20 protein-coding genes and 2 tRNA genes are annotated in these 24,221 nt (G+C 70.0%); 14 read left to right on the top strand and 8 right to left on the bottom strand.

Annotated features, from left to right (window positions below; translation table 11 throughout):
• Positions 1-55: 55 nt before the first annotated feature.
• Entirely contained in the window at positions 56-1,357 is a 1,302-nt protein-coding gene (locus EV186_RS21065) for a glycosyltransferase 87 family protein (RefSeq protein ID WP_133851013.1), read from the top strand.
• A gap of 11 nt (positions 1,358-1,368) precedes the next feature.
• Entirely contained in the window at positions 1,369-2,586 is a 1,218-nt protein-coding gene (locus EV186_RS21070; RefSeq protein ID WP_133851014.1) for a multidrug effflux MFS transporter, read from the top strand.
• Here EV186_RS21070 and EV186_RS21075 read toward each other — a convergent pair.
• Positions 2,550-3,779, bottom strand: a complete 1,230-nt coding sequence (locus EV186_RS21075) for an NAD(P)/FAD-dependent oxidoreductase (RefSeq protein ID WP_133851015.1) — start codon at positions 3,777-3,779, stop codon at positions 2,550-2,552. The two genes, EV186_RS21070 and EV186_RS21075, sit on opposite strands and share 37 nt — an antisense overlap.
• A gap of 201 nt (positions 3,780-3,980) precedes the next feature.
• On the opposite strand from EV186_RS21075, the gene EV186_RS21080 reads away from it, so the two are divergent.
• Positions 3,981-4,196, top strand: a complete 216-nt coding sequence (locus tag EV186_RS21080; RefSeq protein ID WP_133851390.1) for a hypothetical protein — start codon at positions 3,981-3,983, stop codon at positions 4,194-4,196.
• On the opposite strand, the gene EV186_RS21085 is transcribed toward EV186_RS21080, so the two are convergent.
• Positions 4,197-4,856 (bottom strand): response regulator, encoded by a 660-nt coding sequence (locus tag EV186_RS21085; RefSeq protein ID WP_133851016.1) that lies wholly within the window; start codon positions 4,854-4,856, stop codon positions 4,197-4,199.
• Positions 4,853-6,466, bottom strand: coding sequence for a sensor histidine kinase (locus EV186_RS21090; protein ID WP_133851017.1), 1,614 nt, complete (start codon positions 6,464-6,466; stop codon positions 4,853-4,855). Before EV186_RS21090 ends, EV186_RS21085 begins: the two co-directional genes overlap by 4 nt.
• Positions 6,467-6,620: 154 nt before the next feature.
• On the opposite strand from EV186_RS21090, the gene EV186_RS21095 reads away from it, so the two are divergent.
• The 3 genes from EV186_RS21095 to EV186_RS21105 are packed head-to-tail and all read left to right on the top strand — an operon-like array spanning position 6,621 to position 9,343.
• Positions 6,621-7,424 (top strand): ABC transporter ATP-binding protein, encoded by an 804-nt coding sequence (locus EV186_RS21095; RefSeq protein WP_133851018.1) that lies wholly within the window; start codon positions 6,621-6,623, stop codon positions 7,422-7,424.
• Positions 7,414-8,274 (top strand): ABC transporter permease, encoded by an 861-nt coding sequence (locus tag EV186_RS21100; protein ID WP_133851019.1) that lies wholly within the window; start codon positions 7,414-7,416, stop codon positions 8,272-8,274. Before EV186_RS21095 ends, EV186_RS21100 begins: the two co-directional genes overlap by 11 nt.
• A gap of 40 nt (positions 8,275-8,314) precedes the next feature.
• On the top strand, positions 8,315-9,343 hold the full coding sequence (locus EV186_RS21105) for an ABC transporter substrate-binding protein (protein WP_133851020.1): 1,029 nt from the start codon (positions 8,315-8,317) through the stop codon (positions 9,341-9,343).
• Between the two features lie 155 nt (positions 9,344-9,498).
• Here EV186_RS21105 and EV186_RS21110 read toward each other — a convergent pair whose 3' ends face one another.
• Positions 9,499-10,971: a glutamate-cysteine ligase family protein gene (locus EV186_RS21110; protein WP_133851021.1), complete on the bottom strand. Its 1,473-nt coding sequence runs from the start codon at positions 10,969-10,971 to the stop codon at positions 9,499-9,501.
• Positions 10,972-11,019: 48 nt separating this feature from the next.
• Entirely contained in the window at positions 11,020-12,555 is a 1,536-nt protein-coding gene (locus EV186_RS21115) for a helicase HerA-like domain-containing protein (RefSeq protein WP_133851022.1), read from the bottom strand.
• An 85-nt stretch (positions 12,556-12,640) separates the two neighbouring features.
• Between EV186_RS21115 and orn the strand changes: the two genes are divergently transcribed.
• The 4 genes from orn to EV186_RS21135 all read left to right on the top strand — a co-directional run bounded on the left by orn (position 12,641) and on the right by EV186_RS21135 (position 13,989).
• The gene (gene orn / locus EV186_RS21120; protein ID WP_133851023.1) at positions 12,641-13,243 is read left to right on the top strand and encodes an oligoribonuclease; all 603 of its coding nucleotides are present in this window, start codon (positions 12,641-12,643) and stop codon (positions 13,241-13,243) included.
• Between the two features lie 66 nt (positions 13,244-13,309).
• A tRNA-His gene (locus EV186_RS21125) sits at positions 13,310-13,382 on the top strand.
• A 219-nt stretch (positions 13,383-13,601) separates the two neighbouring features.
• Positions 13,602-13,847 carry an RNA-binding S4 domain-containing protein gene (locus EV186_RS21130; protein ID WP_243754168.1) on the top strand — a complete coding sequence of 82 codons (246 nt, stop codon included), beginning with the start codon at positions 13,602-13,604 and terminating at the stop codon, positions 13,845-13,847.
• Between the two features lie 69 nt (positions 13,848-13,916).
• Positions 13,917-13,989 (top strand) — tRNA-Lys (locus EV186_RS21135).
• Between the two features lie 209 nt (positions 13,990-14,198).
• Here the strand turns inward: EV186_RS21135 and EV186_RS21140 are convergent.
• Positions 14,199-14,627: an SRPBCC family protein gene (locus tag EV186_RS21140; protein ID WP_133851024.1), complete on the bottom strand. Its 429-nt coding sequence runs from the start codon at positions 14,625-14,627 to the stop codon at positions 14,199-14,201.
• A 183-nt stretch (positions 14,628-14,810) separates the two neighbouring features.
• On the opposite strand from EV186_RS21140, the gene EV186_RS21145 reads away from it, so the two are divergent.
• The 4 genes from EV186_RS21145 to EV186_RS21160 all read left to right on the top strand — a co-directional run bounded on the left by EV186_RS21145 (position 14,811) and on the right by EV186_RS21160 (position 19,990).
• Positions 14,811-15,617 carry a helix-turn-helix transcriptional regulator gene (locus tag EV186_RS21145; RefSeq protein ID WP_133851025.1) on the top strand — a complete coding sequence of 269 codons (807 nt, stop codon included), beginning with the start codon at positions 14,811-14,813 and terminating at the stop codon, positions 15,615-15,617.
• 441 nt (positions 15,618-16,058) lie between these two features.
• A complete protein-coding gene (locus EV186_RS21150; protein WP_133851026.1) occupies positions 16,059-17,639 on the top strand; it encodes a TROVE domain-containing protein in 1,581 nt (526 codons plus the stop codon).
• Between the two features lie 8 nt (positions 17,640-17,647).
• Complete coding sequence (locus EV186_RS21155) at positions 17,648-17,860, top strand: hypothetical protein (RefSeq protein ID WP_133851027.1); 213 nt, start codon at positions 17,648-17,650, stop codon at positions 17,858-17,860.
• Between the two features lie 357 nt (positions 17,861-18,217).
• The gene (locus tag EV186_RS21160; RefSeq protein WP_133851028.1) at positions 18,218-19,990 is read left to right on the top strand and encodes a glycoside hydrolase family 3 protein; all 1,773 of its coding nucleotides are present in this window, start codon (positions 18,218-18,220) and stop codon (positions 19,988-19,990) included.
• A 137-nt stretch (positions 19,991-20,127) separates the two neighbouring features.
• On the opposite strand, the gene EV186_RS21165 is transcribed toward EV186_RS21160, so the two are convergent.
• Entirely contained in the window at positions 20,128-20,445 is a 318-nt protein-coding gene (locus EV186_RS21165) for a DUF4190 domain-containing protein (RefSeq protein WP_133851029.1), read from the bottom strand.
• A gap of 225 nt (positions 20,446-20,670) precedes the next feature.
• On the bottom strand, positions 20,671-23,955 hold the full coding sequence (locus tag EV186_RS21170; RefSeq protein WP_133851030.1) for a glucodextranase DOMON-like domain-containing protein: 3,285 nt from the start codon (positions 23,953-23,955) through the stop codon (positions 20,671-20,673).
• Positions 23,956-24,221: the final 266 nt, after the last annotated feature.

Genomic DNA, 24,221 nt, shown 5'->3' on the forward strand with positions numbered 1-24,221 from the left:
AGCGGAGCTGTTAGCCTGCGTGGCCGGCGGAGCAGCCAGATCGGCGGGAGCAGACGTGGGTTCGGGGGACAACGACGCCAAGCCGCGCCCGGGCCAGGTCGACGCCAAGAACGCGGACCCCGGCCGGGTGGACGCCTGGGTCAGCCGCCGGTTCTGGCTGGTGCTGACCGTCCTGGTCCTGGTCATGGCCGCGGCGTACGTCACCGACGCCGTGCTCCTCGTCCGCGGGCTCGACCTGCGGGTCTACCGCGCGGGTGGCTACGCCTGGCTGCACGACGTGCCGCTGTACTCCGACCGCTTCCCGCCGCTGCTCGGGGTCAGCCAGCCGCTGCAGTTCACCTACCCGCCGATGTCGGCGATCCTGTTCGTGCCGATGGCGCTGCTGCCGTTCACGTTCGCGCTCGTCGTGCACGAAGTGATCAGCATCGCGTCGCTCTTCCTGACGTGCCTGCTGGTCGGCTACCACCGCTTCGCGAGCCCGCGCACGGCCGTCATCGCCTCGCTCGCGATCACCTCGGTCGCGCCCGCGCTCGAGCCGGTGCGCGAGACGCTGCACTTCGGCCAGATCAACCTGCTGCTGATGCTGATGATCGCGGTGGACTGCCTGCTGCCGCGCGACCGGCTGCGCTGGCTGCCGCGTGGCGTGCTGACCGGGATCGCCGCCGCGGTCAAGCTCACCCCGGCCGTGTTCGTGCTGTACTTCCTGGCCCGCAAGGACTGGAAGGGCGCGGCCACCAGCGTCGGGACGTTCATCGCGGCGGCCGGCCTCGCGTTCGCGCTGGGCCCCCGCGACAGCAAGGAGTACTGGCTGCACGCGTTGCTCGACCCGGACCGGATCGGCGAGATCGTGTTCTCGCACAACCAGTCCTTCAACGCCACGCTCTACCGCCTCGGCCTGACCGGCGAGCTGCGTTCGGCGTTGTGGCTGTTCGCGGCGCTGGTCATCGTGGTGCTCGGTGTGCTGGCCGCGCGCCGGGCGTTGCGCCAAGGCGACCAGCTCGGCGCGATGTTCGTGGTCGCGGCCGTCGGTCTGTTCGCCTCGCCCGTCTCGTGGGACCACCACTGGGTCTGGATCGCGCCCGCGATGTTCGTGCTGGTCTCGGCGATCCGGCGCTCGCCCGGCTGGAAGCGCTGGGTGTCGGTGCTGATCATCGCGTTGTACGTGCTGCCACCGCACGCGATCCTGCCCAACATGGACGACGCCGAGCTGGAATGGACCTGGTGGCAGCACCTGATCGGCAACACCTACCTCTACACCGCGGTCGGGGTCGTCATCTACGTGCTCGTGCGGCGCGCGCCCGCCGCGACGGAGACCACGGCGACCACGCCGGCGAAGCAGGCAGCACGCGCTAGGTAGCCTGGGTTCCCGTGTCCCGTGGCCGAACCCTCCGCTTCGCGCTGATCCTCGGCGGCCTGTCCGCTTTCGGCCCGCTGTCGATCGACATGTACCTTCCCGCGTTCCCGTCCATGGCGCACGAGTTCCAGACCGGGCAGTCGCAGGTGCAGCTCACGCTGACCGCGTTCATGATCGGGATCTCCACCGGCCAGGTGATCGCCGGCTCGCTCTCCGACGCACTGGGCCGGCGCCGGCCGCTGCTGGTCGGGCTGGTGCTCTACACCGTGTGCTCGGTCGCGTGCGCGTTCGCGCCGACGATCTACGCCCTGGCGGGATTGCGCCTGCTGCAGGGGTTCGGCGCGGCGGCGGGCGTGGTGATCGCGCGGGCCGCGGTGCGCGACCTGTACTCCGGCATCGAGCTGGCCCGGTTCTTCTCGCTGCTGATGTTGGTCAACGGGCTCGGCCCGGTGCTGGCGCCGCTGATCGGCGGCCAGCTGATGCGGTTCACCACGTGGGTGGGCGTGTTCGTGGTGCTGACCGGCTGCGGGCTGGTGCTGCTGCTCGCGTCGGCGTTCGGGCTGCCCGAGACCCTGCCGGACCGGTTGCGCGGGCCGGTGCGGCTCGGCTACACGGTGCGGGTCTTCGGCAGGCTGCTGGTCGACAAGTCGTTCGTCGGCTACGCGCTGTCGGCCGGTCTGCTCTTCGGCGCCATGTTCGGCTACATCGCCGGGTCGTCGTTCGTGCTGCAGGGCCTGTTCGGCCTCTCCCCGCAGGCCTACAGCCTGGTGTTCGGCGTCAACTCGGTCGGCATCGTCGCGATGGGCCAGGCGAACCGGTTGCTGCTGCGCCGTTTCGACCCACGTGCCATCCTCGGCGCCACGCTCGTGGTCGCCGCCGTCGGCGGGCTCGGCGTGTTCGTCGCCGTGGTCGCGCACCTCGGTCTCTTCGGGCTGCTTGTGCCGCTGTTCGTGACGGTGGCGAGCATCGGACTGGTGTTCCCCAACAGCACGGCCCTCGCACTGGCCGAGCACCCGGACACCGCGGGCAGCGCGTCGGCGTTGCTGGGGCTGCTGCAGTTCCTCATCGGCGGGCTGGTGGCGCCGTTGGTCGGCATCGGCGGCAGCGCGCTGCCCATGGGGCTCGCGATCGGCGCGCTGCCGCTCGCCGCCGTGCTGGTGTTCCGGTTCCTGACCCGGCCCGTCGAGACCGCGCCTCAGACGAGCGAGGACAGCTCCGCGCCGGTCAACTGATCCGCCGTCACGGTCATGTCGCCGTCGACCAGCGCCTGCAACGCCTCGCCGTCGTCCCACATGTTGACGTTCATGGCGGCCAGCACCTTGCCCGCACGCAACCAGAACGCGGTGAACTCGCGTGCCTTGAGGTCACCGCGCACCACCAGCTCGTCGGTGAACGGGTTGGCCAGCCCACGCACCTCCATGCCCAGGTCGTACTGGTCGGAGAAGAAGTACGGCGTCTTCGTGTACGGCGTGGTCTCGCCGAGCAGCGTGCCCGCCACGTGCGTGCCCTGGTCCTTGGCGTTGGCCCAGTGCTCGACGCGGATCCGCCGCTCGTAGCGCGGGTGGTAGTGCGCGGTGATGTCGCCGGCCGCGCAGACGTCGGGCGCGGACGTGCGCAACGCCGAGTCGACGTCGACGCCACCACCCGCGACCGAGTCCGACAGCTCCAGCCCGGCCGCCTTGGCCAGTTCGAGGCGCGGCGCCGCACCGACCGCGACCAGCACCAGGTCGGCCTTCAGCGTCTCGCCGCCGGCCAGCCGGACGCCGGACACCGTGCCCTCGCCGGTGAACCCCTCGACGCCCACGCCGAGGCGCCAGCTGACGCCGTTCTCGGCGTGCAGGTCGCGGAACACCTCGGCGCACTCGTCGCCCATGCTGCGGTGCAGCGGCAACGGCAGGGGGTCGATCACGGTGACGTCCGCGCCGTGCTTGCGGGCCGCGGCGGCCGCCTCGCAGCCGATCCACCCGGCGCCGACGATCACCACCTTCGTGCCCTCGGTGAGCAGGTCACGCAGGGCGCGCGAGTCGTCGAGGGTGCGCAGCGTGCGCAGGCCGTCGAGGTCGGCGCCGGGCACCGGCAGGCTGCGGGGTGCCGAACCAGTGGCCAGCAGCAGCCGGTCGTAGGGGTGTTCGGTGCCTTTGTCGTCGACCACGACGCGGTTGCCCAAGCGCACGGCGGTCGCGGTGGCGCCGGAGACCAGTTCGATGTCGTGCTCGGCCCAGAACTCCTTCGGGCGCACCCAGTCCGGCTCCTCGGCGTCGCCGAGCAGGATCTGCTTGGACAACGCGGGCAACTCGTACGGCGGGTTCGGATCGTTGCCGATGATCGTGACCCCGCCGTCGTAGCCACGCTCCCGCAGCGCGGCGGCGGCCGAGCCGCCCGCGAGACCGGAGCCGATGATCACGATGCGCTGTGGTGAGGTCACGATGGAATCTCCTTCGCCGGAAGCCGTGACTGAGGTCGTGCTTGGGCCGTTAGGGGGACGATCGGCCCTCCGCCAAGGAAAAGTACGGGAAAACCCGTGCGGCCGCGTCATGACGGGCTACCGTGCCCGTCGCACTTGTGTGTCGTACTGGCGGGTATGGCATCGCCGCAGGTGACAAGGTCGGTTCGCGTGGAGGTTGCTTTGAGTGCCCACAGGGAGTGGACGGTGGATTGCCTCGACATCGCGGGCCGCCACCGCGATCTTCAGGTCTTCGTCCGCCAGGGCCGGGTCGTGCTGGTGGCGCCGCCCGGCGAGATCGCCTTCCTGACACCGTTGGACGTCGGCCGGTTGCGTGCCGCGCTGCGCGACGCCGTGATGGATGCTTCCGAAGAACCCAGCAATGCCAAGAACAAATAACTAGCCGCGCCAGGTGTACTCGTGTTCGGGTCGGCCGGTGGTCCCGTACCGCAGACCCATGGCCGCCGTGCCGTCGGCGGCGAGCGCGGCCAGGTAGCGCTGGGCGGTCGCCCGGCCGATGCCCAGTTGCGCGGCGATCTCCGCGGCCGAGCGGGAACCGTCGGCCGAGCGCAGCGCGTCGGCGACCAGTCGCGCGGTGACCGGTGACTGTCCTTTGGGGACAGATGGTTTGTCGCCGTCGTGCAGCACCCGCAACGCGCGGTCGATCTCGTCCTGGTCGAGGTTCTTGTCCCCCGCCGCGAGCAGGCCGCGGTAGCGGGCGTAGGCGGTGAGCCGGGCCGCCAGGTCGGCCGCGGTGAACGGCTTGACCAGGTAGTTCAACGCCCCCGCGGCCAGCGCCGCACGCACGGTCGGGGCGTCGGACGCGGCGGTCAGCATGATCGTGTCGACCCGGAGGTCGGCCAGCAGCTCGATGCCGAGCTGGTCGGGCAGGTAGGTGTCCAGCAGCACCAGGTCCGGCTTCAGCTCCGCGACCTTGGCCCGGGCCTGGGCCGCCGTGCGGGCCGTCCCGACCACCTTGAACCCGCCGACCTGTTCGGTGAACGCGGCGTGCACGGCCGCCACCCGGAAGTCGTCCTCCACGACCAGTACGCCGATCATGTGGACACCACCGTGTCCACGACCAGGGCCGTTGGCAGGACCGCGACGAACACCGCGCCGGCGCCCGAGCCGCCGCCCCGGCCGCCGGGATCGGCGAGCCGGACGTCGCCGCCGAGGCTGCGCGCGGCCTGGCGGGCCAGGGCCAGCCCGAGCCCGTGCCCTGCGCTGTCCTTTGTGGACACCCCGTCGTGGAAGACGGTGTCGCGCAGCGGCGCGGGCACGCCGCCACCGCTGTCAGACACCGAGACGTGCAGCGTGTCGCCGTCGGCGAGCAGGTCCACCTCAACCCAAGCGGGGCTGCGGGCGCCGACCCGCGCGGCGTCCAGCGCGTTGTCGACCAGGTTGCCGAGCACCGTGGTCACCTCCAGCGGCACCCGCACCCGGCCGGGCACCCAGCTGGTCTCCCCGACGTCCAGCCGGACGTCCTTCTCCGCGGCCGCCGACGTCTTCGCCGCCAGGAACGACTGCAGCACGGGATCGCGCACGGCCTGTGCCGCCGCCCCGAGCCCCTCGATCGGCCCGCTCGACAACGCCTGCAGGTACTCCACCGCCTCCGCGTGGTGACCCATCTGCAGCAGGCCCGACAGCGCGTGCAGCCGGTTCGCGAACTCGTGGCGCTGCGCCCGCAGCCCGTCGGTGAGCCCGCGCACCGAGTCGAGTTCCCTGGTCAAGGTCTCCAGGTCGGTGCGGTCCCGCAGGGTCACCACGACGCCGAGGCGCCGCCCGCCGCGTTCGACCTGACGGCTGTTGACCACGAGCACCTTGTCCCCCGCGACCGTGATCATGTTGTCCACAGTGGACTCCTCGGCGAGCACCGCCCGCAACCGGCCCGGCAGGTCCACCTCGTCGACCGGGACGCCGGTCCGCGCCGTCGGGCCGAGCAGCCGGCGGGCGCCTTCGTTGCAGACCGACACCTTGCCGTCGGCGTCCACGGCGAAGACGCCCTGGTCGACGCCGTGCAGCACGGCCTCGTGCTCCTGCACGAGCTCGGCGAGCTCGTGCGGTTCGAGGCCGAGCGTGCGCCGCTTGAGCAGCCACGTCAGCAGCCACGAGCCGAGCACGCCCAGCAGCAGCGCGACCCCGGCGACCAGCGCCGCGACGCCGAGCAGGTTCATCAACGCGGTCTGGACGTCCTCGGCGTCGAACCCGACGCTGACCTCGCCGACGATCCGGTTCCCGTCGCGCACCGGCACCTTCGCCCGCGCGGACAGCCCGAGCGTGCCGCGCTCCACGGTCAGCACCTCCTTGCCGGCCAGCGCACCGGACGGGTCGGTGCTCACCAACCGGCCGATCTGGCCGGGGTCGGGGTGCGCGAGCCGGATGCCGCGGTCGTCGGTGATCACCACGAAGAGCGCCATCGTCGCGGCCCGGTTCCGCTCGGCGATCGCGGGCAGCACCCGCCCCGGGTCGTCGGCCGCCACCGCGGCCCGGACCTGCGGATCGGCGGCCACCAGGCGTGCCACAGCCAGCGCGCGCTGCTCGAACTGGTCGGTCATCGTCTTGTCCAGCAGCCACCCGACCAGCGAGAACGCGACGCCCAGCACCAGCGTCACCAGCCCGATCTGCAGGGCCAGGATCTGCCGCGCGAACCTCGGCTTCCTTGCCGACATAGCTGAAGAAGGTAACTCCAAACGGCCGCGAGCAATAAGCGCAGAACGCGCGCAACGCGGCTTTGACGGGTAACGGCCGCAAGCGTGCCCGGGGTGACCGGCGCCACTTAACGTCCCGGAAACCCTCCAGTGACGTGACAGGAAATGAGAAGCCATGGACCCCGTGATCGAACTGCGGCAGGCCACGAAGCGCTTCCGCAGCTCCTCCGGCGGTGTGCACACCGCCGTGTCCGACCTGACCATGACCGTGGCGGCGGGCGAGTTCGTCGCGGTCGTGGGGCCCACGGGCTGCGGCAAATCGACCACGCTCTCGCTGGTCTCCGGCCTGGAACCGCCCTCGGCGGGTGAGGCGCTGGTCGGCGGCAGCCCCGTGCGCGGCATCCCGGACGGCGTCGGCTACATGTTCCAGCAGGACGCGATCATGCCGTGGCGCTCGGTGCTCGACAACGTGGCCGCCGGCCCGCGCTACCGCGGAGCGACCAAAGCGGAGGCACGGGCCAAAGCCCGCGACTGGGTCGACCGGGTGGGCTTGAGCGGGTTCGAGCGGTACTACCCGCACCAGCTCTCCGGCGGCATGCGCAAGCGCGTCGCGCTGGCCCAGACGCTGGTCAACGAGCCGCGCATCCTGCTGATGGACGAGCCGTTCAGCGCCCTGGACGTGCAGACCCGCGGCCTGATGCAGGACGAGCTGCTGCGCCTGTGGTCGGGCAGCGGCGCCGCCGTCATCTTCGTCACCCACGACTTGGAAGAGGCCATCGCGCTCGGCGACCGGGTGCTGGTGATGACCGCGAGTCCCGCGACCGTGAAGGGGTCGTTCCCGGTGCCGCTGCCGCGCCCGCGCGACGTCGAGGAGGTCCGCCTGACCGCGGAGTTCCTGGAGATCTACCGGGAGATCTGGGACTCGCTGCGCGAAGAGGTCGAGACCGCTCGCGAACGGGGTGCCGCGAATGTCGCATGACACGCTGGTGCAGCCCGTGACCGCCGAGTCGCCCTTGCCCGATCCCCGGCGGGCCGCGACCAAGCGCCGGTACACGGTCTGGAGCATCCGGGTGCTGCTCGTCGTCGCCGTGCTGGGCAGCTGGGAGTACTCGGCCTCGACGTTCCTCGACCCGTTCTTCTACTCCAAGCCGTCGCTGGTCTGGCAGAAGCTCGTCGACTGGTTCACCGTCGGCACCAGCCAGGGTTCGATCTGGGAGCAGATCGAGGTCACCCTGGAAGAAGCGCTCGGCGGGTTCGTCCTCGGCGCGATCGCCGGCGTCGTGCTCGGCATCCTGCTCGGGCGCAGCCGCCTGCTCTCCGACATCTGCGCGCCGTTCATCAAGGCGGCCAACGCCGTGCCACGCATCGTGCTGGCGTCGCTGTTCGTGATCTGGTTCGGGCTGGGCATGTCGTCGAAGATCGCGACCGCGTTCGTGCTGGTGTTCTTCGCGGTGTTCTTCAACGCCTTCCAGGGTGCCCGCGAGGTCGACCGCAACCTGGTCGACAACGCCCGCATCCTCGGGGCGTCGCGCACCCAGGTGCTGCTGACGATCGTCGTGCCGAGCGCGACCTCGTGGATCCTCGCGTCGCTGCACTCGGCGTTCGGGTTCGCGTTGATCGGCGCGGTCGTCGGCGAGTTCACCGGTGCCGACAAGGGCCTCGGCCTGCTCATCAACCACTCCCAGGGCACGTTCGACGCGGCCGGCATCTACGCCGGGATGATCGTCATCACGGTGCTCGCCTTGCTGGCCGAATGGGGCCTTTCCGCGCTGGAGAAGCGCTTGCTGAAGTGGCGGCCGCCGGCCGCGGGCAACGAAATGCAGATCTGACAATGCCTATTGTGATTGGGGTGTGTCCACAGTGAACAAGATGCGGACGATCGCCGTGCTCGCGACCGCCGGGCTCGCGATGGCGGGCATGGCGGCCTGCCGGGACTCCCGCGACGCGGGTGGTGACGGCGGCCCGGTGACGATCATGGTCGGTGGCATCGACAAGGTGATCTACCTGCCCGCGAAGCTCACCGAGCAGCTCGGCTACTTCAAGGACGCGGGCATCGACGTCAAACTGAACACCGAACCCGCGGGCGCCACCGCGGAGAACTCGCTGATCAGCGGCGATGTACAAGGTGTCGTCGGGTTCTACGACCACACCATCGACCTGCAGACCAAGGGCAAGTGCGTCGAGAGCGTCGTGCAACTGGCCGACGTGCCGGGCGAGGTCGAGGTGGTGGCCACGAGCAAGGCGGCGGAGATCAAGTCACCCGCCGACTTCAAGGGCCGCAAGCTCGGCTTCACCAGCCCCGGCTCGTCCACGGACTTCCTGACCCAGTACCTGGCCACCAAGGGCGGACTGTCCACAGCGGACTACACGGGCGTCAAGGCCGGGGCCGGTCAGACCTTCATCGCCGCCATGGACAACGGCGGCATCGACGCGGGCATGACCACGGATCCCACGGTCGCGCAGCTCGTCGCGACCGGCAAGGGCAAGGTCATGCTGGACATGCGCACCGAGCAGGGCACGCAGGCCGCGCTGGGCGGGCTGTACCCGTCGAGCTCGCTGTACATGGACTGCGCGTTCGTGCAGGCGCACAAGGACACCGTGCAGAAGCTGGCCAACGCGTTCGTCAAGACGCTTCAGTGGATCCACGCGCACTCGCCCGCCGAGATCGCGGCCAAGATGCCCGCCGACTACGCGGGCAGCAACAAGGAGCTGTACGTCAAGGCGATCGGCGACTCGAAGGGCATGTTCAACAGCGATGGGAAAATGAAGACCGAGGGCGCGCAGAACGTGCTGAACGTGCTCGGCCAGTTCTCCCCGAGCGTGAAGCCCAACAAGGACAAGGTCGACCTGACCAAGACCTACACGACCGAGTTCGTCGACAAGGCTCCCCAAGCCTGACACCCAACCCGGGCGTGTCCCCCACTCGCGCACGGTGTGTCCCCCCTTCCGGCACCCCGTGTCCCCTCTTCAACGGGGGACACACGGGGTCGGAACGGGGGACACACCCGGTTCGAACGGGGGACACACCCGGCGCGAGTGTGGGACACGCTTGGTCAGGACCAGGTGTGGACGGGTTCGTTGGAGTGCATGTGGCTGGCGTAGCGCCGCACCATCTCGCGTAAGGCCTGCGCTCGATCGACCCCGCTCGACTGCTCGAGCGTACGCACCGTCTCGACCTGCCACGTCGCGCCGTTGCGCCGGGTGATGCACCGCTGTTCGATCACCCCGAGCAGCCGGTCCCGGTCCTCGGCCGACACGCCCCAGCGCTCCAACCCGATGTGCGCCAACGGAAGCAGCCGCCGCAGCACCAGCTCGGTCACCGGCACGTCACCGACGCCGGGCCAGAACAGCTGCGCGTCGATCCCGTTGCGGGCACCGGCGTGGAAGTTGTCCGTGGCCGCCTGGAAGCTCATCTGCGTCCACAACGGACGGTCCTCGTCGGCCAGCGCGCGCACCAGCCCGAAGTAGAACGCGCCGTTGGCCAGCACGTCGACCACGGTCGGGCCCGCGGGCAGCACGCGGTTCTCCACGCGCAGGTGCGGGCGCCCCTTCGCCACGTCGTAGATCGGCCGGTTCCACCGGTAGATCGTGCCGTTGTGCAGGCGGAGCTCGGCCAGCTGCGGGATGTCGCCGCTCGCGAGCACCTCGGCGGGGTCCTCGTCCTCGGTCAGCGGCAGCAGCGCCGGGAAGTACCGCGAGTTCTCCTCGAACAGGTCGAAGATCGAGGTGATCCAGCTCTCGCCGAACCACACCCGCGGCCGCACGCCCTGCTCCTTGAGCTCGTCGGGGCGGGTGTCGGTGGCCTGCTCGAACAGCGCGATCCGGGTCTCCGCCCACAGGTTCTTGCCGTAGAAGTACGGCGAGTTCGCGCCGACCGCGACCTGCACTCCGGCGATCGCCTGGCTGGCGTTCCAGTAGCTCGCGAACGTGTCCGGCTCGACCTGCAGGTGGTACTGCACGCTGGTGCACGCCGCCTCGGGCACGATCGTGTCCGCGTGCGTGGCCAGCCGTTCGGCCCCGGTGATCGCGATGTCCAGGTCCTCGCCGCGGGCGGCGAAGATCTGCTCGTTGAGCAGTTGGTAGCGCGGGTTCGCCGAGATCGTGTCGATGGTCATGTGCTTGCGTGCGAGCGTCGGCAGGATGCCGATCATCACGATGTGCGAGCCCGCCCCGCTCGCCTTCTCCTGCGCCTCGTTGAGGCTGGCCCGCACGTTGTCCTCGAACGCCTGCAGCCCGCCCTTGGACAGCGGCCGCGGCGCCAGGTTGATCTCGATGTTGAACTGGCCCAGCTCGGTCTGGAACGCCTCGTCGGCGATGGCCTCCAGAATCGCCGCGTTGCGCATCGACGGGTCGCCCGCGTCGTCGACCAGGTTCAGTTCGATCTCCAGGCCGGCCATCGGCCGGTCCATCTCGAACATCTGCTCGGTCAACATCTGCGCGAACACGTCAAGGCACTGGCGCACCTTCTCCCGGAACCGCTGCCGGTCGGCCCGGGTGAACACCGTCTGTTCGACATCCCTGCCCATACGTCAAGCCTGACCTGTGATCGGCCCGAGCGCTAGATCAATCGGCCATCAACGCTTGCGACGTGTCCCGAAAAGACCGCGGGTGATCTCCCGGCCCAGCGCGCTCGCCGTCGACCGCAGGAACGACTTGACCGCCGAGTTGCCCAGCGCCTTCTCGAAGAACCCGGGTTCGTCGTGCTCGGGCTCCGGCTGCTTCTGCTCGGGTGTCAGCTCCGGCTTCTGCTCCGGCGGCGGGGTCGCCTTCGCGGCCATCAGCTCGTAGGCCGACTCGCGGTCCACCGTCTGCGCGTACTTCTCGTGCAGGGGCGACGACGCGGCCGCCGCCTTGATCGCCTCGTCGCCGATCGTCCCCATCAGCGAGCGCGGCGCCCGCAGCCGGGTCCACGCGACCGGCGTCGGCGCGCCCTTCTCCGAGAGCACGGTGACGATGGCCTCACCGATGCCCAGCGAGGTCAGCGCCTCTTCCAGGTCGTAGTTCTTGGTCGTCGGGTAGGTCTTGACGGTCTTGGCCAGGGCCTGCTGGTCCTCCGGCGTGAAGGCCCGCAGCGCGTGCTGCACGCGGGCGCCCAGCTGCGACAACACGCCGTTGGGCAGGTCGGTGGGCAGCTGCGTGCAGAAGAAGACGCCGACGCCCTTGGACCGGATCAGCTTCACGGTCTGCTCGATGCGGTCGAGGAACGCCTTCGACGCGTCGTGGAAGAGCAGGTGCGCCTCGTCGAAGAAGAACACCAGCTTGGGCGCGTCCAGGTCACCCGCCTCGGGCAGTTCCTCGAAGAGCTCGGCGAGCAGCCACATCAGGAACGTCGAGAACAACGCCGGCTTGTCCTGCAGGTTCGTCAGCTCGAGCAGGCTCAGCACGCCCCGCCCGCGGTCCTGGCGCATCAGGTCGGCCACGTCCAGCTCGGGCTCGCCGAAGAACTCGTCGCCGCCCTGGGCCTCCACAGTGGACAACGCGCGCAGGATCACCCCCGCCGTCGCCGGGGACACGCCCCCGAGCCCGCGCAGGTCCTCCTTGCCTTCGTCGCCGGTCAGGTACGTGATGACCGAGCGCAGGTCCTTGATGTCGAGCAGCGGCAGGCCCTTGCCGTCGGCCCAGTGGAAGATCAGCCCGAGCGTCGACTCCTGCGTCTCGTTGAGCCCGAGGACCTTCGACAGCAGGATCGGCCCGAACCCGGACACGGTCGCCCGCACCGGGACCCCTCTGCCGCTGGTGCCGAGCGACAGGAACTGCACGGGGAACGCCGTGCCCGCCCAGTCGTCGCCGGTGTCCGCGGCCCGCGCGGTGATCTTGTCCGAGGAATCCCCCGGACGGGTCAGCCCGGACAGGTCACCCTTCACGTCGGCGAGCAGCACCGGCACCCCCGCCGCAGACAACTGCTCGGCGAGCAGCTGCAGGGTCTTGGTCTTGCCTGTGCCGGTCGCGCCGGCGACCAGCCCGTGCCGGTTCACCATGGCCAGCGGAACGCGGACCTTGGCGTTCGGGTCGGCGTGGGCGTCCAGGACCACCGTGCCCAGCTCGACCGCCGCGCCCGAGGTCGCGTAGCCCGCCGCGATCTCGCTCGCGGCCGCGTTCTCGTCCGTCATCTCCGGCCTCCTGCCTGGTCGCGGCCCGAGGGTAAACAACAACTGCGGATCCGGCCCGTCGGCGACCAGCGCTAACATCCACGGGGTGACCGACCGGCTTGTGTGGATCGACTGCGAGATGACCGGCCTCGACCTGCGCTCCGACGCGCTGATAGAGATCGCGGCCCTGGTGACCGACTCCGAGCTCAACATCCTGGGCGACGGGGTCGACGTGGTGATCCACGCAAGCGACGAACAGCTGGCCGGCATGCCCGACGTGGTGCGTGAGATGCACGCCAAGTCGGGCCTGACCGAGGAGGTCCGGCGCGCCGAGGTCAGCCTGGCCGAGGCCGAGAAGCTGGTGCTCGACTACGTGCGCGAGCACGTGCCCGAGCCCGGCACCGCGCCGCTCGCGGGCAACTCCATCGCCACCGATCGCGGCTTCATCGCCCGGGACATGCCGGCGCTGGACAGCCATCTGCACTACCGGATGGTGGACGTGTCGTCGGTGAAGGAGCTGTGCCGGCGCTGGTACCCGCGCATCTACTTCGCCCAGCCCGGCAAGGGCCTGGCCCACCGCGCGCTCGCCGACATCAAGGAGTCGATCCGCGAGCTGGCCTACTACCGGGAGACGGCGTTCGTGCCCCAGCCCGGGCCGACGAGCGACCAGGCCAAGGCCGTGGCCGACCGTCTGCTGGGCTCCGAGTAACCCGTTGCTAGGTGCCCCCGGGCACCCGGTACGATGTGTCTCGCTGCTTCCGACGAAGCAGCAATGGTGGGTGTAGCTCAGTTGGTAGAGCACCTGGTTGTGGTCCAGGTGGCCGCGGGTTCAAGTCCCGTCACTCACCCGGCAGAGCCGGCCCATGCCCGCGGAGAGCGCGGACCATGGGCCGGTTTCGTGTTTCTTGTGGGGGCCAAGCCCCCACACCCCTGGCCGGAGGGCTTCGCCCCCGGACCCCCATCCCCGCCGGCGGGATGTGCACCCCGGACCCAACGCCTCTGGACGGAGGGCTTCGCCCCCCAACCCCACACCCTGGCCGGAGGGCTTCGGCCCGCACCTTCATACGATGGCGAGGTTTGACATGCGCGACAGTGAGATCCGCGACATCGAAATCCGCGACGAGATGATCCGGCTCGGTCAGCTGCTCAAGCTGGCCGGCATCGCCGAGGACGGCGTGCACGCCAAGGACCTCCTCGACGCCGACGAGGTCACCGTCAACGGCACGATCGAGTTCCGCCGCGGCCGCCAACTCCACGACGGCGACGTCATCCAAGTGGGAAACGAGCAGGTCAGAGTGGTCGCGCGGCCATAGTGGATACCCGTTTTTGCCCCCGGTCCACGGCATGCTAAGTTTTCTCCCGTCGCCGGAGCGATCCGGCGAGCGCCGCTAGCTCAACTGGCAGAGCAGCTGGCTCTTAACCAGCGGGTTCGGGGTTCGAGTCCCTGGCGGCGCACAGTTTGTGCAGAACGGCACCATGATCATCAGCCACTTGGCGATCATGGTGCCGTTTTGCTTTCGTCTTTGGTGGACCGTCTTCTACGGCACCCAAGCCCACATCCACCACGTCGGCCTCTACCTACCGCGAAAAGAGCACCAAGCCGATTCGCTGGGGTGACCGCTTCCGTTCGCCCGACAGCACCGACGCCAGCCGCTGCGAGGACATCACGCTCGCGATCCATGCCGCGGATCGTGAGTGTCATCAAGGGTCCGTTTGATGACTTCCAGGCCGTGCGACATCGCGTCGGCCATTGACGCGCTCAGCTCGTCGGGGAGCACGTCGCGGATCCACACCAGCCGGCACCGCCGCTCGCCGTCGGCAACGACCTGCATGGAGGCGTTGTCGTGTTCCGGCTGCACGTCGCCGCCGACGACCGCGTAGACGATCCGGCGCGTATCGTGATCAACGCTGACGCGTCGTTCCCGGACCACTGTGCCGTTGACGAAGGTGACGATCCGGCAGTCGCCCTCGGCCTGGGTGTCCAGCACGAACCCCGGCGCCATCCGCGAGGGCCCTGCGGCGAAGTCGCCGATCACCTCCCACACATCCTCGGCACTGGACTCGATCACGATTTCCTTGCTGATGGACGCCATATCTCCTACCTGTGTTTTCTCCGCACTGCGTCAAACGGTGAGCTGGGTCAGCCACGAGCGGCAAGGCACAGAAGGTGGCCCTGCGACTCCTTCGGGTCCGGTGCGCACAAGCCTGCCCCGAGCCGCCCCGCGGGTCTTGAAGATCCTTGCGGGACTGTCAGACCCTCCGCATAGCCTCCGCAGGTGCTCTCCTTCGTTGATCTCGCCACCCGGCCGGAGTTCACCGTCGCAGCAGTCGATTGCCGAGACGACCACCGCGGCTGGTCGACCGAGCAGCCGCGCGAGGACGTGCGGCTCGTGCTCGTGCGCCACGGCGGTTTCCGCCGCCGGGTCCGCGGTGCCTGCGCGGACCTCGACCACACCGTCGGCTACCTCGGGGTGCCCGGCGAGGAGGAGCACTTCGCCCATCCCGCCGGCGGCGACCGGTGCACCTCGATCAGCCTGACACCCGCGCTCTGGCGCACCCTGGCCGGCGACAAACCACTGTTGGAGCGCTCATCGCTGTATGTGGACGGCAGGCTCGACCTCGCCCACCGACAACTCCTCGCCGCCACCCGCGCCGCCGACACCGACTACGCGGCGACCGAGAGCCTGATCGGACTGCTGGCCACGATCGTCCGACAGGTCGTGGCCACCACCACCCCGGACAACGACCGAGCAGGCATCGGTGACCGGGCACTCGTAGCCCAAGCCCGCGGCGTGATCGCCGACGGCCACCCCGCAGCGGCCGGCCTGGTCCCGCTCGCCACCCTGCTGGGTGTCTCGCCCTACCGGCTCAGCCGCGCCTTCACCCGCGAACTGGGGGTGTCACTGACCCGCTACCGCAACCGCGTCCGCGTAGTCCACGCGCTGGACCGGCTGGAGGCAGGTGAATCCAGCCTCGCCGTCCTGGCCGCCGACCTCGGGTTCGCGGACCAGGCCCATCTGTGCCGAACCGTGCGCGAACACCTGGGACACACCCCGACCGCACTGCGCAGACTGCTCTCCTGACGCCACGGGAGAAACTGCAGGCAAGAAACCCATAACACGACGACGTCACTCGGCCGGCCGATCGCCCGCTGGTCGATCACACTGCGACGGGGGGCAAGCGGGTGATCAAGTAGTTGGGTGGGGACCAGCACAATTTTCGTCCATGCCCGGACGGGTGTCCCGCTACCTCAGAGCGCCGCTAAATCCGTTGGTGGGCAGGCTGTAGCGGGTTACGCTTCTGGTAGTTGGGGATGCGGGCCGGAGTTTGTCGGTTACCTAATCTCAGGGTCACGGGTTCGAATCCCGTCCGGCGGTGCCGGTAGCTCAGTTGGTAGAGCATGAGGCCCCATCCGGCAGGCGATCACACGCCCGCAACCCCGTTCTCCCCTCAGCGCAGTTAATTCCGTTGGGCGCCAAGCTGTAACGCGTTACAGTTCTCCTCGTCAAAGAGAGGGGGAAGACGTGGACATCTTGAAGAGCATCGGCCTGCGGCGGACCAAGCAGACCGAGCAGGCGGACCCGCGCCAGGTGCCGAACAGCGCCGGTGGCTTCACCTTCGCCATCGACGACATGGCCCGGCTGCGCCGGTTCCTCGTGCTCGGTGTGGACGGTGGCACCTACTACGCGGGCGCACACGAGCTGGCCAAGGACAACGCGGCCGTCGTGCTGGAGCTCGCGGCGAGCCGCACCGCCGATGTGGTCGCGGAGATCGTCGCGGTGTCCACCGCGGGTCGCGCGCCCCGGCAGAACCCGGCGCTGTTCGCGCTCGCCGCGGCCACCGCGCTCGGCGACGAGGACGGCCGCCGTGCCGCGCTGGCCGCGCTGCCGCTGGTCGCCCGCACCGGTACCCACCTGTTCCTGTTCGCCGGCTACGTCGAGCAGTTCCGCGGCTGGGGCCGCGGCCTGCGGCGCGCGGTCGCCCGGTGGTACACCGACGCGCCCGTGGCCAAGGTGGCGTTCCAGGCGGTCAAGTACCGCCAGCGCGAGGGCTGGTCGCACCGCGACCTGCTGCGGCTCGCCCACCCGGCGACCGCCGAGCCGGACCGCAAGGCGCTGTTCGACTGGATCTGCGGACGCGAGTCCGCGCCGGCCGAGCACGACGCACTGCGGATCGTCGAGGGGTTCCAGCGCGCGCAGGCCGCGACCAGCGGCTGGGCGCGGCTGGTGACCGAGTACGGCCTGTCGTGGGAGATGCTGCCGGACCCGGCGCTGGACGACGCGAGCGTGTGGGAGGCGTTGCTGGACAAGGGAATGCCGCCCACCGCGCTGATGCGCCAGCTCCCCCGGCTGACCCGGCTCGGGCTGCTCGCGCCGACCTCGTCGCGGACCGCGGCGGTGGCGAAGCGGCTGGCCGATCCCGAACGGCTGCGTTCGGGGCGCGTGCACCCGGTGAACGTGCTGGTCGCGCAGCGCACCTACGCCTCCGGGCAGGGCGCCCGCGGCTCGGCCACGTGGGAACCGTCGCGGCCGATCGTGGACGCGCTGGACGCGGCGTTCTATGCGGCGTTCGGGGCGGTCGAGCCGACCGGCAAGCGGACCATGCTCGCGCTGGACGTGTCCGGGTCGATGGCCATGCCGATCTCCGGCATGCCGCTGAGCTGCCGGGAGGCTTCGGCGGCGCTCGCGCTGGTGACGGTGGCGACCGAGGCCGCGTACGAGGTCGTGGGGTTCTCGACGAGCCTCACGCCGCTGGCGATCTCGCCGAGGCAGCGGCTCGACGACGTGCTGCGCACGGTGTCGGGCCTGCCCTTCGCCGGGACCGACTGCGCGCTGCCGATGGTGGATGCGTTGCGGCGCAAGGCGGAGATCGACACGTTCGTCGTCTACACCGACAGCGAGACGTGGTACGGCGACATCCACCCGCACCAGGCGCTGCGGCGCTACCGCGAGCGGATGGGCATCGACGCGAAGCTGGTCGTGGTCGCCATGACGTCGACCGGGTTCAGCATCGCCGACCCGGACGACGGCGGCATGCTCGACGTCGCCGGGTTCGACTCGGCGGTGCCGACGGTGATCGGCGACTTCGCCCGGGGCGACAAGTGAGCGGTGGCGTGTCCGATGCTCGCGCGCAGCAAGCGCGCGAGCACCACCGCGCCGCCCAAGCCGCGCAGGAGGCGGCGAAACAGCACCAGCGGCAACGCAACGAGCTGGTTCGCCGCCTCCGCGCGGAGGATCCGCAACACTGGACATATCAGGCAATCGCCCGCGCGGTGGGGTGCAGCCCGGAGCTGATCGCCGCGATCATCAAGGAGCGCACGCCCTGATCGGGCCGGCCGGCACGGGCAGGACCGCTCGGGCGCACCTTCCTATTCCTTGCGAACGCGCGCAGGGCCGGAGTCGTTCCTGCGGTGCACCGCAAGGTTGCAGTGCCCGGGGCAATAGTGCGCCGCATGGTGGGGTTTGCGACACAGCCGTGCACCCACAAGGTTGCAGTCCCGGGGCCGGCGTCGACCGTAATCGAGCGGCCTACCTGCGAACGCACCCGTGCCCGGAGTCGTTCCCGCGTGCACCGCAAGGTTGAAGTCCGGGAACAGGCGTTGACAGGCACCAGACCGCGAGGTCGAATACTCCCAGTCGGGGCCCACCATCTGGTTAGAGATTGACATCCCCTGGGAGGGCACATGGTGCTCCGCCGGTTGACCGCACTGCTCGCCGTGACCGGCACGGCAGCCGCCGCATTCGCGTTACCCAGCGCGACCGCGGCCGCGAAGCCCACATCTCTCGACAGCCGCATCAAGGCGGCGATGGCGTCGATGACGCTCGAGGAGAAGGTGGGTCAGATGTTCGTGACCTACGCGTACGGCTCGACCGCGGACACCACCACGGCCGCCGACGTCGCCCAGAACCAGGCGCTCTACGGCGCGGACGTGCACAACGGCGCGGAGCTGGTCCGCAAGTACCACCTCGGCGGCATCATCTACTTCGCCTGGTCGAACAACCTGCAGAACCCGCAGCAGATCGGCGCGCTGTCCAACGGCCTGCAGCAGACGGCCATGAGCGCCGCGAACCCGATCCCGCTGCAGATCAGCACCGACCAGGAGGGTGGCACCGTCACCCGCATCCTGTCCGGCGCGGTGTCGCCGGGCAACATGGCGATCGGCGCGACCCACAACCCCGTCTCGGCGTACTCCGCGGCCGCGGTCACCGGGTCCGAGCTGCGGGCCATGGGCATCAACCTCGACGACGCACCGGTGGTGGACGTCAACACCAACCCGCGCAACAGCGCCGACGGGCCGCGTTCGTTCGGCGACCGCACCCTCGCGGTGTCGCTGGACTCCGCCGCCGCGGTGGCCGGCTACCAGAACTCGGGCGTCGCCGCGCAGGCCAAGCACTTCCCCGGCCTCGGTGACACCGAGGTCAACACCGACAACGGCGTCGCGGTCACCAACGAGACCCGCGAGCAGCTGATGTCGATCGACGTCCCGCCGTTCCGCGCGGCCATCGCCGCGGGCACGAAGTCGATCATGGCGGCGCACATCGTGGCGCCCGCGCTGGACCCGTCCGGCGCGCCCGCCAGCCTCTCGAAGCCGATGATCACCGGCATCCTGCGCGACCAGTTGCACTTCGACGGCGTCGTGGCCACCGACTCGCTCGGCGCGGGTGCGCTCGCGGACATCCCGAAGGACCAGATCATCCTGCGGGCCGTCGACGCCGGCGACGACGAGCTGCTGATGCCGGAAAGCCTGCCGATCGCCTACGACGCGCTGCTCAACGCGGTCAAGACCGGCGCGATCCCCGAGTCGCGGATCGACCAGTCGGTGTACCGGCTCCTGCGGATGAAGTTCGAGGAAGGCCTGTTCGACAACCCGTACACCACGGCCGACAAGATCACCGCGACCGTGGGTGCGCCCGCGCACATGAACACCATGGCGTCGATCGCGCAGAAGTCGATCACCCTGTTGCGCAACCAGGACGGCGTCCTGCCGATCGCGGCGAACTCCGGCAAGCACGTGCTGGTCGCCGGTTGGGGCTCGACCACCACGCGGACGCTCACGGATGCGTTGACGGCCAAGGGTTTGACGGTGCAGCGGTTCTGGACGGGCAACCCGAGCCAAGCCACCATCGACGCGGCCGTCGCGGCCGCCAAGGCCAACGACCTGACCGTGGTGACGTCGTACAACGCGTGGGGCGACACGACGCAGCAGAGCCTGATCAACCAGCTGCTGGCCACCGGCAAGCCGGTGGTGGTCGTGTCGATCGGCGGGCCGTACGACATCGCGTACTACCCCTCGGCGCCGACGTACCTCGCGACCTACGGCTACCAGGCCGTGTCGATGAACGCGCTGGCGAACACCCTGACCGGCACCGAGCCGACCGGCAAGCTCCCGGTGACCATCCGCTCGGCGGACGGCACCACGACCCTGTTCAAGTACGGGTCGGGCAGCGGGTTCTGACCGACCGGGCGGGATCCGCGTTCGCGCGGGTCCCGCCCGTCGCGGGCACGCCGAGGATCACCGAATGCCGGCGACGCTCCGACGGGCACCGCGTTACCAAGCGTCCAGTTTCTGTCCACTTTCGAGCGATGCGGCCGTCAGTGGACCGTGCCGAGGAACGCGATCGTGAAGAACACCGAGGGCACCAGGCCGATGATCCCGCACACCAGCCCGGTGATCGCCAGCCCGCGCCCGCTGTACCCCGAGGCCGGGTTCCCCGTCTGCGCCATGCCCACGCCGGACAACGCGACCGCGAGCGCCCCGAGCACGACGGACCCGATCGGGATCCACCACCCGACGACGGTGATGATGCCCAGCACCATGCCCGCGACGGCCATGCCGCTGGTCCGCTGCTGCGGCATCGGCTGGTAGGGCCCTGGGAACTGGGGCTGGTTCGAGTACTGGGGGTAGGACACCAGGGCCTGCCTTGGGCTGGAGGGAAGTTCACCCTCATTGAACCCGACCCGTGCCGAGGCCGGGCGGGAACGCCGGAATTACCCCGGACCGGGTGCCCCGAGCAGAGACCCGCCCCGATCGTTCAGGTGCCCGGATTCGGTGACGCCTCCCAAGCCAATGCACACCAGGCCGCGCCCGAACCCACGCTCCGGCCTCACGCCTGAGGCCGGAGCGCAAGAACCGAGTCAGGCCACCGGCACCCCACGCACCGCCACCGGGCCGAGGGTCGGGTTGAGTTCGGTCGCCTGGTCCACCCCGGCCGGCACGAGCACGTCCATCGCCTTCGGCATGGTTGCCGGGTCCGCGCCGCAGATCGGCTCGGTGCCGCCCACCGCGCACACGCCGAACGTGTACGGGCCGGGCGTCGGCGTGAACGGGCGCGCCTGGTCGGGGCTGTTGCCGTCCTGCCCGGACAGCACGACCGCCACCGTCCACCCCGGACCCGGCGTGCCCAGCGCCGCCTTCGGCACCGAGATCGTGATGGTCCGCGAGCCCTGGCTCGCCTGCACCGACGCACCGCCCAGCGGCGTGTGGCCCGGGTCGGTGAAGATCGGGTCGGCGAAGCCCTGGACCTCGACCATCCGGCTCCACGCGTCCTGTCCGGCCACCGCGTACCCCCGTGTCGGGAACGGTGGCGCCGTCGACGTCGTGGTGGCCGCCGGGTCGTGCAGGTAGACGTCCAGCAGTTGCGCGCCGAACGGCGACCCGAAGGTCGGCGAGAGGTCGCGCAACGTCGTGCGGAACACGATCGTGTTGCCCGAGTCCAGCACCTGGAAGCGCTGGATGTCGAACGCACCCGCGTGGAAGTCACCCGCGGTCGGGTACGCGAACGTGCCCGGCCCGTTGTCGTCGCCGGACGGGTCGGTGACGTCCATCAGCACGGTGCCCTGCACGAAGTCCGACACGATCGTCGTCTGCGCGTAGCCCGTCCCGGCGGCCGAAGTGGCCGTCGCGGTGATCACGTTGCTGCCCAACGGGGTCGACACGGTCACCGAGTACGTGCCGTCCGCGGCGGCCACGGTGGACACCACGGACGTGGCGCCGCCACTGTCCACAGCGGACGCCGCGACGTCCACCCGCGATCCGGCCGGCGCCGTGCCGGTCACCGAGGCCGTCGGCGTCGCAACGGAACCAGGGCCGGTGACGGTCACCGACAAGGCGGCGGGCGCGTGGTGGCGCACATAGCGGTCAGAGGTGTTCGACGGCTGCTCGACCGGCCTGCCCGCCTGGATCCCGCGGGCCAGCCGCACGTACTGCGACTGCGCCCACGTCAGCGGCGCCACCGACCCGACCGACTCACCGTTCTCGAAGCCAAGGGAAGCGGTCGCCGGGTCCGTGCCGAACGGCGACGCGGCCAGCGACGGGTCCTCCCAGATCTGTTCCGGCACCAGCCCGACGCCGTAGGCCTGCGCCCGCATCGCGTCCAGGAACGCGGCCGCGCCCCGCCGGTCACCGACGGTCAGCCGCTGCTCGCCGCGCTCCCCGCCGAGCACGGGCCACAGGTGCCCGGAGCCGGCATTGCCGGTGGGCCAAGGCCTCCCGCTCGGCGAGCAGTTCGTCGGGTCCGGCTCGTAGCAGTCGCCGTAGCCGTCCTCGCTGCCCGCGGTGGCGGTCCCGTAGCGGTACCAGCCGGGTCCGGTCGCGGTGTCGCGCTTGATCACGTCGTCCACAACGGACAGTGAACGCCGCACATCGGGGTCGTTCGGCGACAACTCGCCGAGGCGCACCAGCTCCAGGAAGCCGCCGTCGACGACGGAACGCTGGTCCACGTCGATCGAACCGTTGCCCAGGTTGTAGGTGGTGGCGGCGTTCGGGTCGCCGTTCTTGGCCAGGCGGATGAAGTAGCGCCCGTCGCCGTACGGGCCGGTCGTGGTGACCGCCCAGTCCTTGATGGACCGCTGGAAGTGGTCCGCCGCCGCCCGGTAGACGCGGGCGTGCGCCGGGTCCTGGTTGCGGTCGGCGATGTCCCCGGCCGACAGCAGCCCCGCGATCTCGGCCGCGATGGTCGACGGCGAGTACCCGCCCTGCTCCTCCCAGCGCTCCGAGCCGAACGACGGGCCGTGCGCGACGAGGAAGTCCGCGGCCGGGCGGATGTGCCCGGTGTAGAGCGCGTGGTCGCGGTCGAGGCCGGTCTGCAGCGCCAGCAGGATCGGGTACGCGGTCTCGTCGAGCTGGTCGCCGCCGGAGTCCGGCGCCTTGCGGCCGTTGAGCATCGAGTTGCGCGGGAACCGGCCGTCGGCTTGTTGTTGCTTGCTGAACAACCAGCGCACCGAGGCCCGCGCCGTCGACAGGTCACCGGCGGCGAGCAGGCCGGTCACGCTCTCGTACAGGTCGCGGGAGAAGATCTCGCGGTAGGAGCCGAAGTAGACCGGTTTGCCGCCCGGCGCGTCGCCCGCGCTGATCGCCTGACCCCACGGGCTGCCGAGCGAGGCGACCACGGCCCCCGGGAACGTCTTGTCCTCACTGGCTTTCAGCACGTTCGCCGACAGCAGGTAGTTGGGCGCGTCCGCAGGATCGACTCGGTGCAGGTGCCGGTCGTAGTCGCGCCATTGGTCGACGTATTGGTGGTAGCTCGAGGCGAACGACGCGTGCGCACCCGCGCTCGCGGTGCGCACCGCGTCGGCCGGCGTCCGACCGAAGCCGAGCGCCAGGGTGACCGCCTTGCCGGGACGCACGTCGAGTTGCGCGGTCTGCACGACGTTCCCGTTGGGCGCGTCGGTGGACGTGTCGGTCAGCTTGTGGGCCGCGTCCAGCTGGTTCAGGCCGTCGGTGGGCGTGCCCGCGTACCCGCTGCTCGTGGTCAGGAACCGCTTGTCGGCCACCAGCGCGGCGGACAGCGGGACGGCGTAGTCGCGGTTCGGCGCGCTGGTCACGGTGTTGGTGTCGGTACTGACCAACGCGGTGCTCGCGGGGTCGACCGACGCCGTGTCGCCGCCGCCGTTGACCGGGCCGCCACCGCCGTTGCCGTTCACGCTGGCGTCGTAGCGGACGTAGAGCTTCAGGTCCTTGCCGTTGCCGTGCAATGGATCCAAGCGGGTGCGCATGAGCACGCCGGTCCGCGCCGGGTCGGCGATGTAGTCGGTGACGATGCGGTAGCGGCCGTTGCGCGCGGTCGAGGTGACCTGGCAGGCCATGCCGCCGTCGTCGGTGGTGCGCACCTGGTAGGTGGTGTCGCGGGTCTGCAGATCGGTGAAGCTCGCACCGTCGGTCACCAAGAATTGCAACGTCTCGACGTTGGTGTTGTCGATCGTCGGCGCGTAGACGTCGGAGAGAACGCCGTTCGCCACGGTGTACCAGGCTTTGCTGGTGGTGTTGCGTGCGGTGCCGACGCAGTCCTTGCGGGCGACGTCGAAGTGCGAGAGCGCTCCCGGCGCGCCGGGAGCGGGGGCCGCGACCGCGGCCGGGACGACCCCGACCAGCGCGAACCCGAGCGCGAGCACGGACAGCAGAGCGGCACTGGACCGATTCATACCGGGCATCTCACCACCATCCGGCGCCACGCGACAGCGGCCGAACGGTCTACCCGCGCCGACGATCACGCATAAATTGTCCTTTTTAGCCGGAATTTGTACCGACGAAAGGACCTTGTGTTTTGCACAACTATCGGAAATAGTTCGTTCACACGTCATGGATGAGGCAAGCAGTGCTGCATTCCGTCGGGGGACGTGATTGGAGTATTCGCCCCATACGGAAACGGGAGCTGCACATGCGGCGTTCCACCCTCCGCGTCCGCACC

Origin of the sequence: Labedaea rhizosphaerae (assembly GCF_004362825.1) — a bacterium.
GTDB classification, from domain to species: domain Bacteria; phylum Actinomycetota; class Actinomycetes; order Mycobacteriales; family Pseudonocardiaceae; genus Labedaea; species Labedaea rhizosphaerae.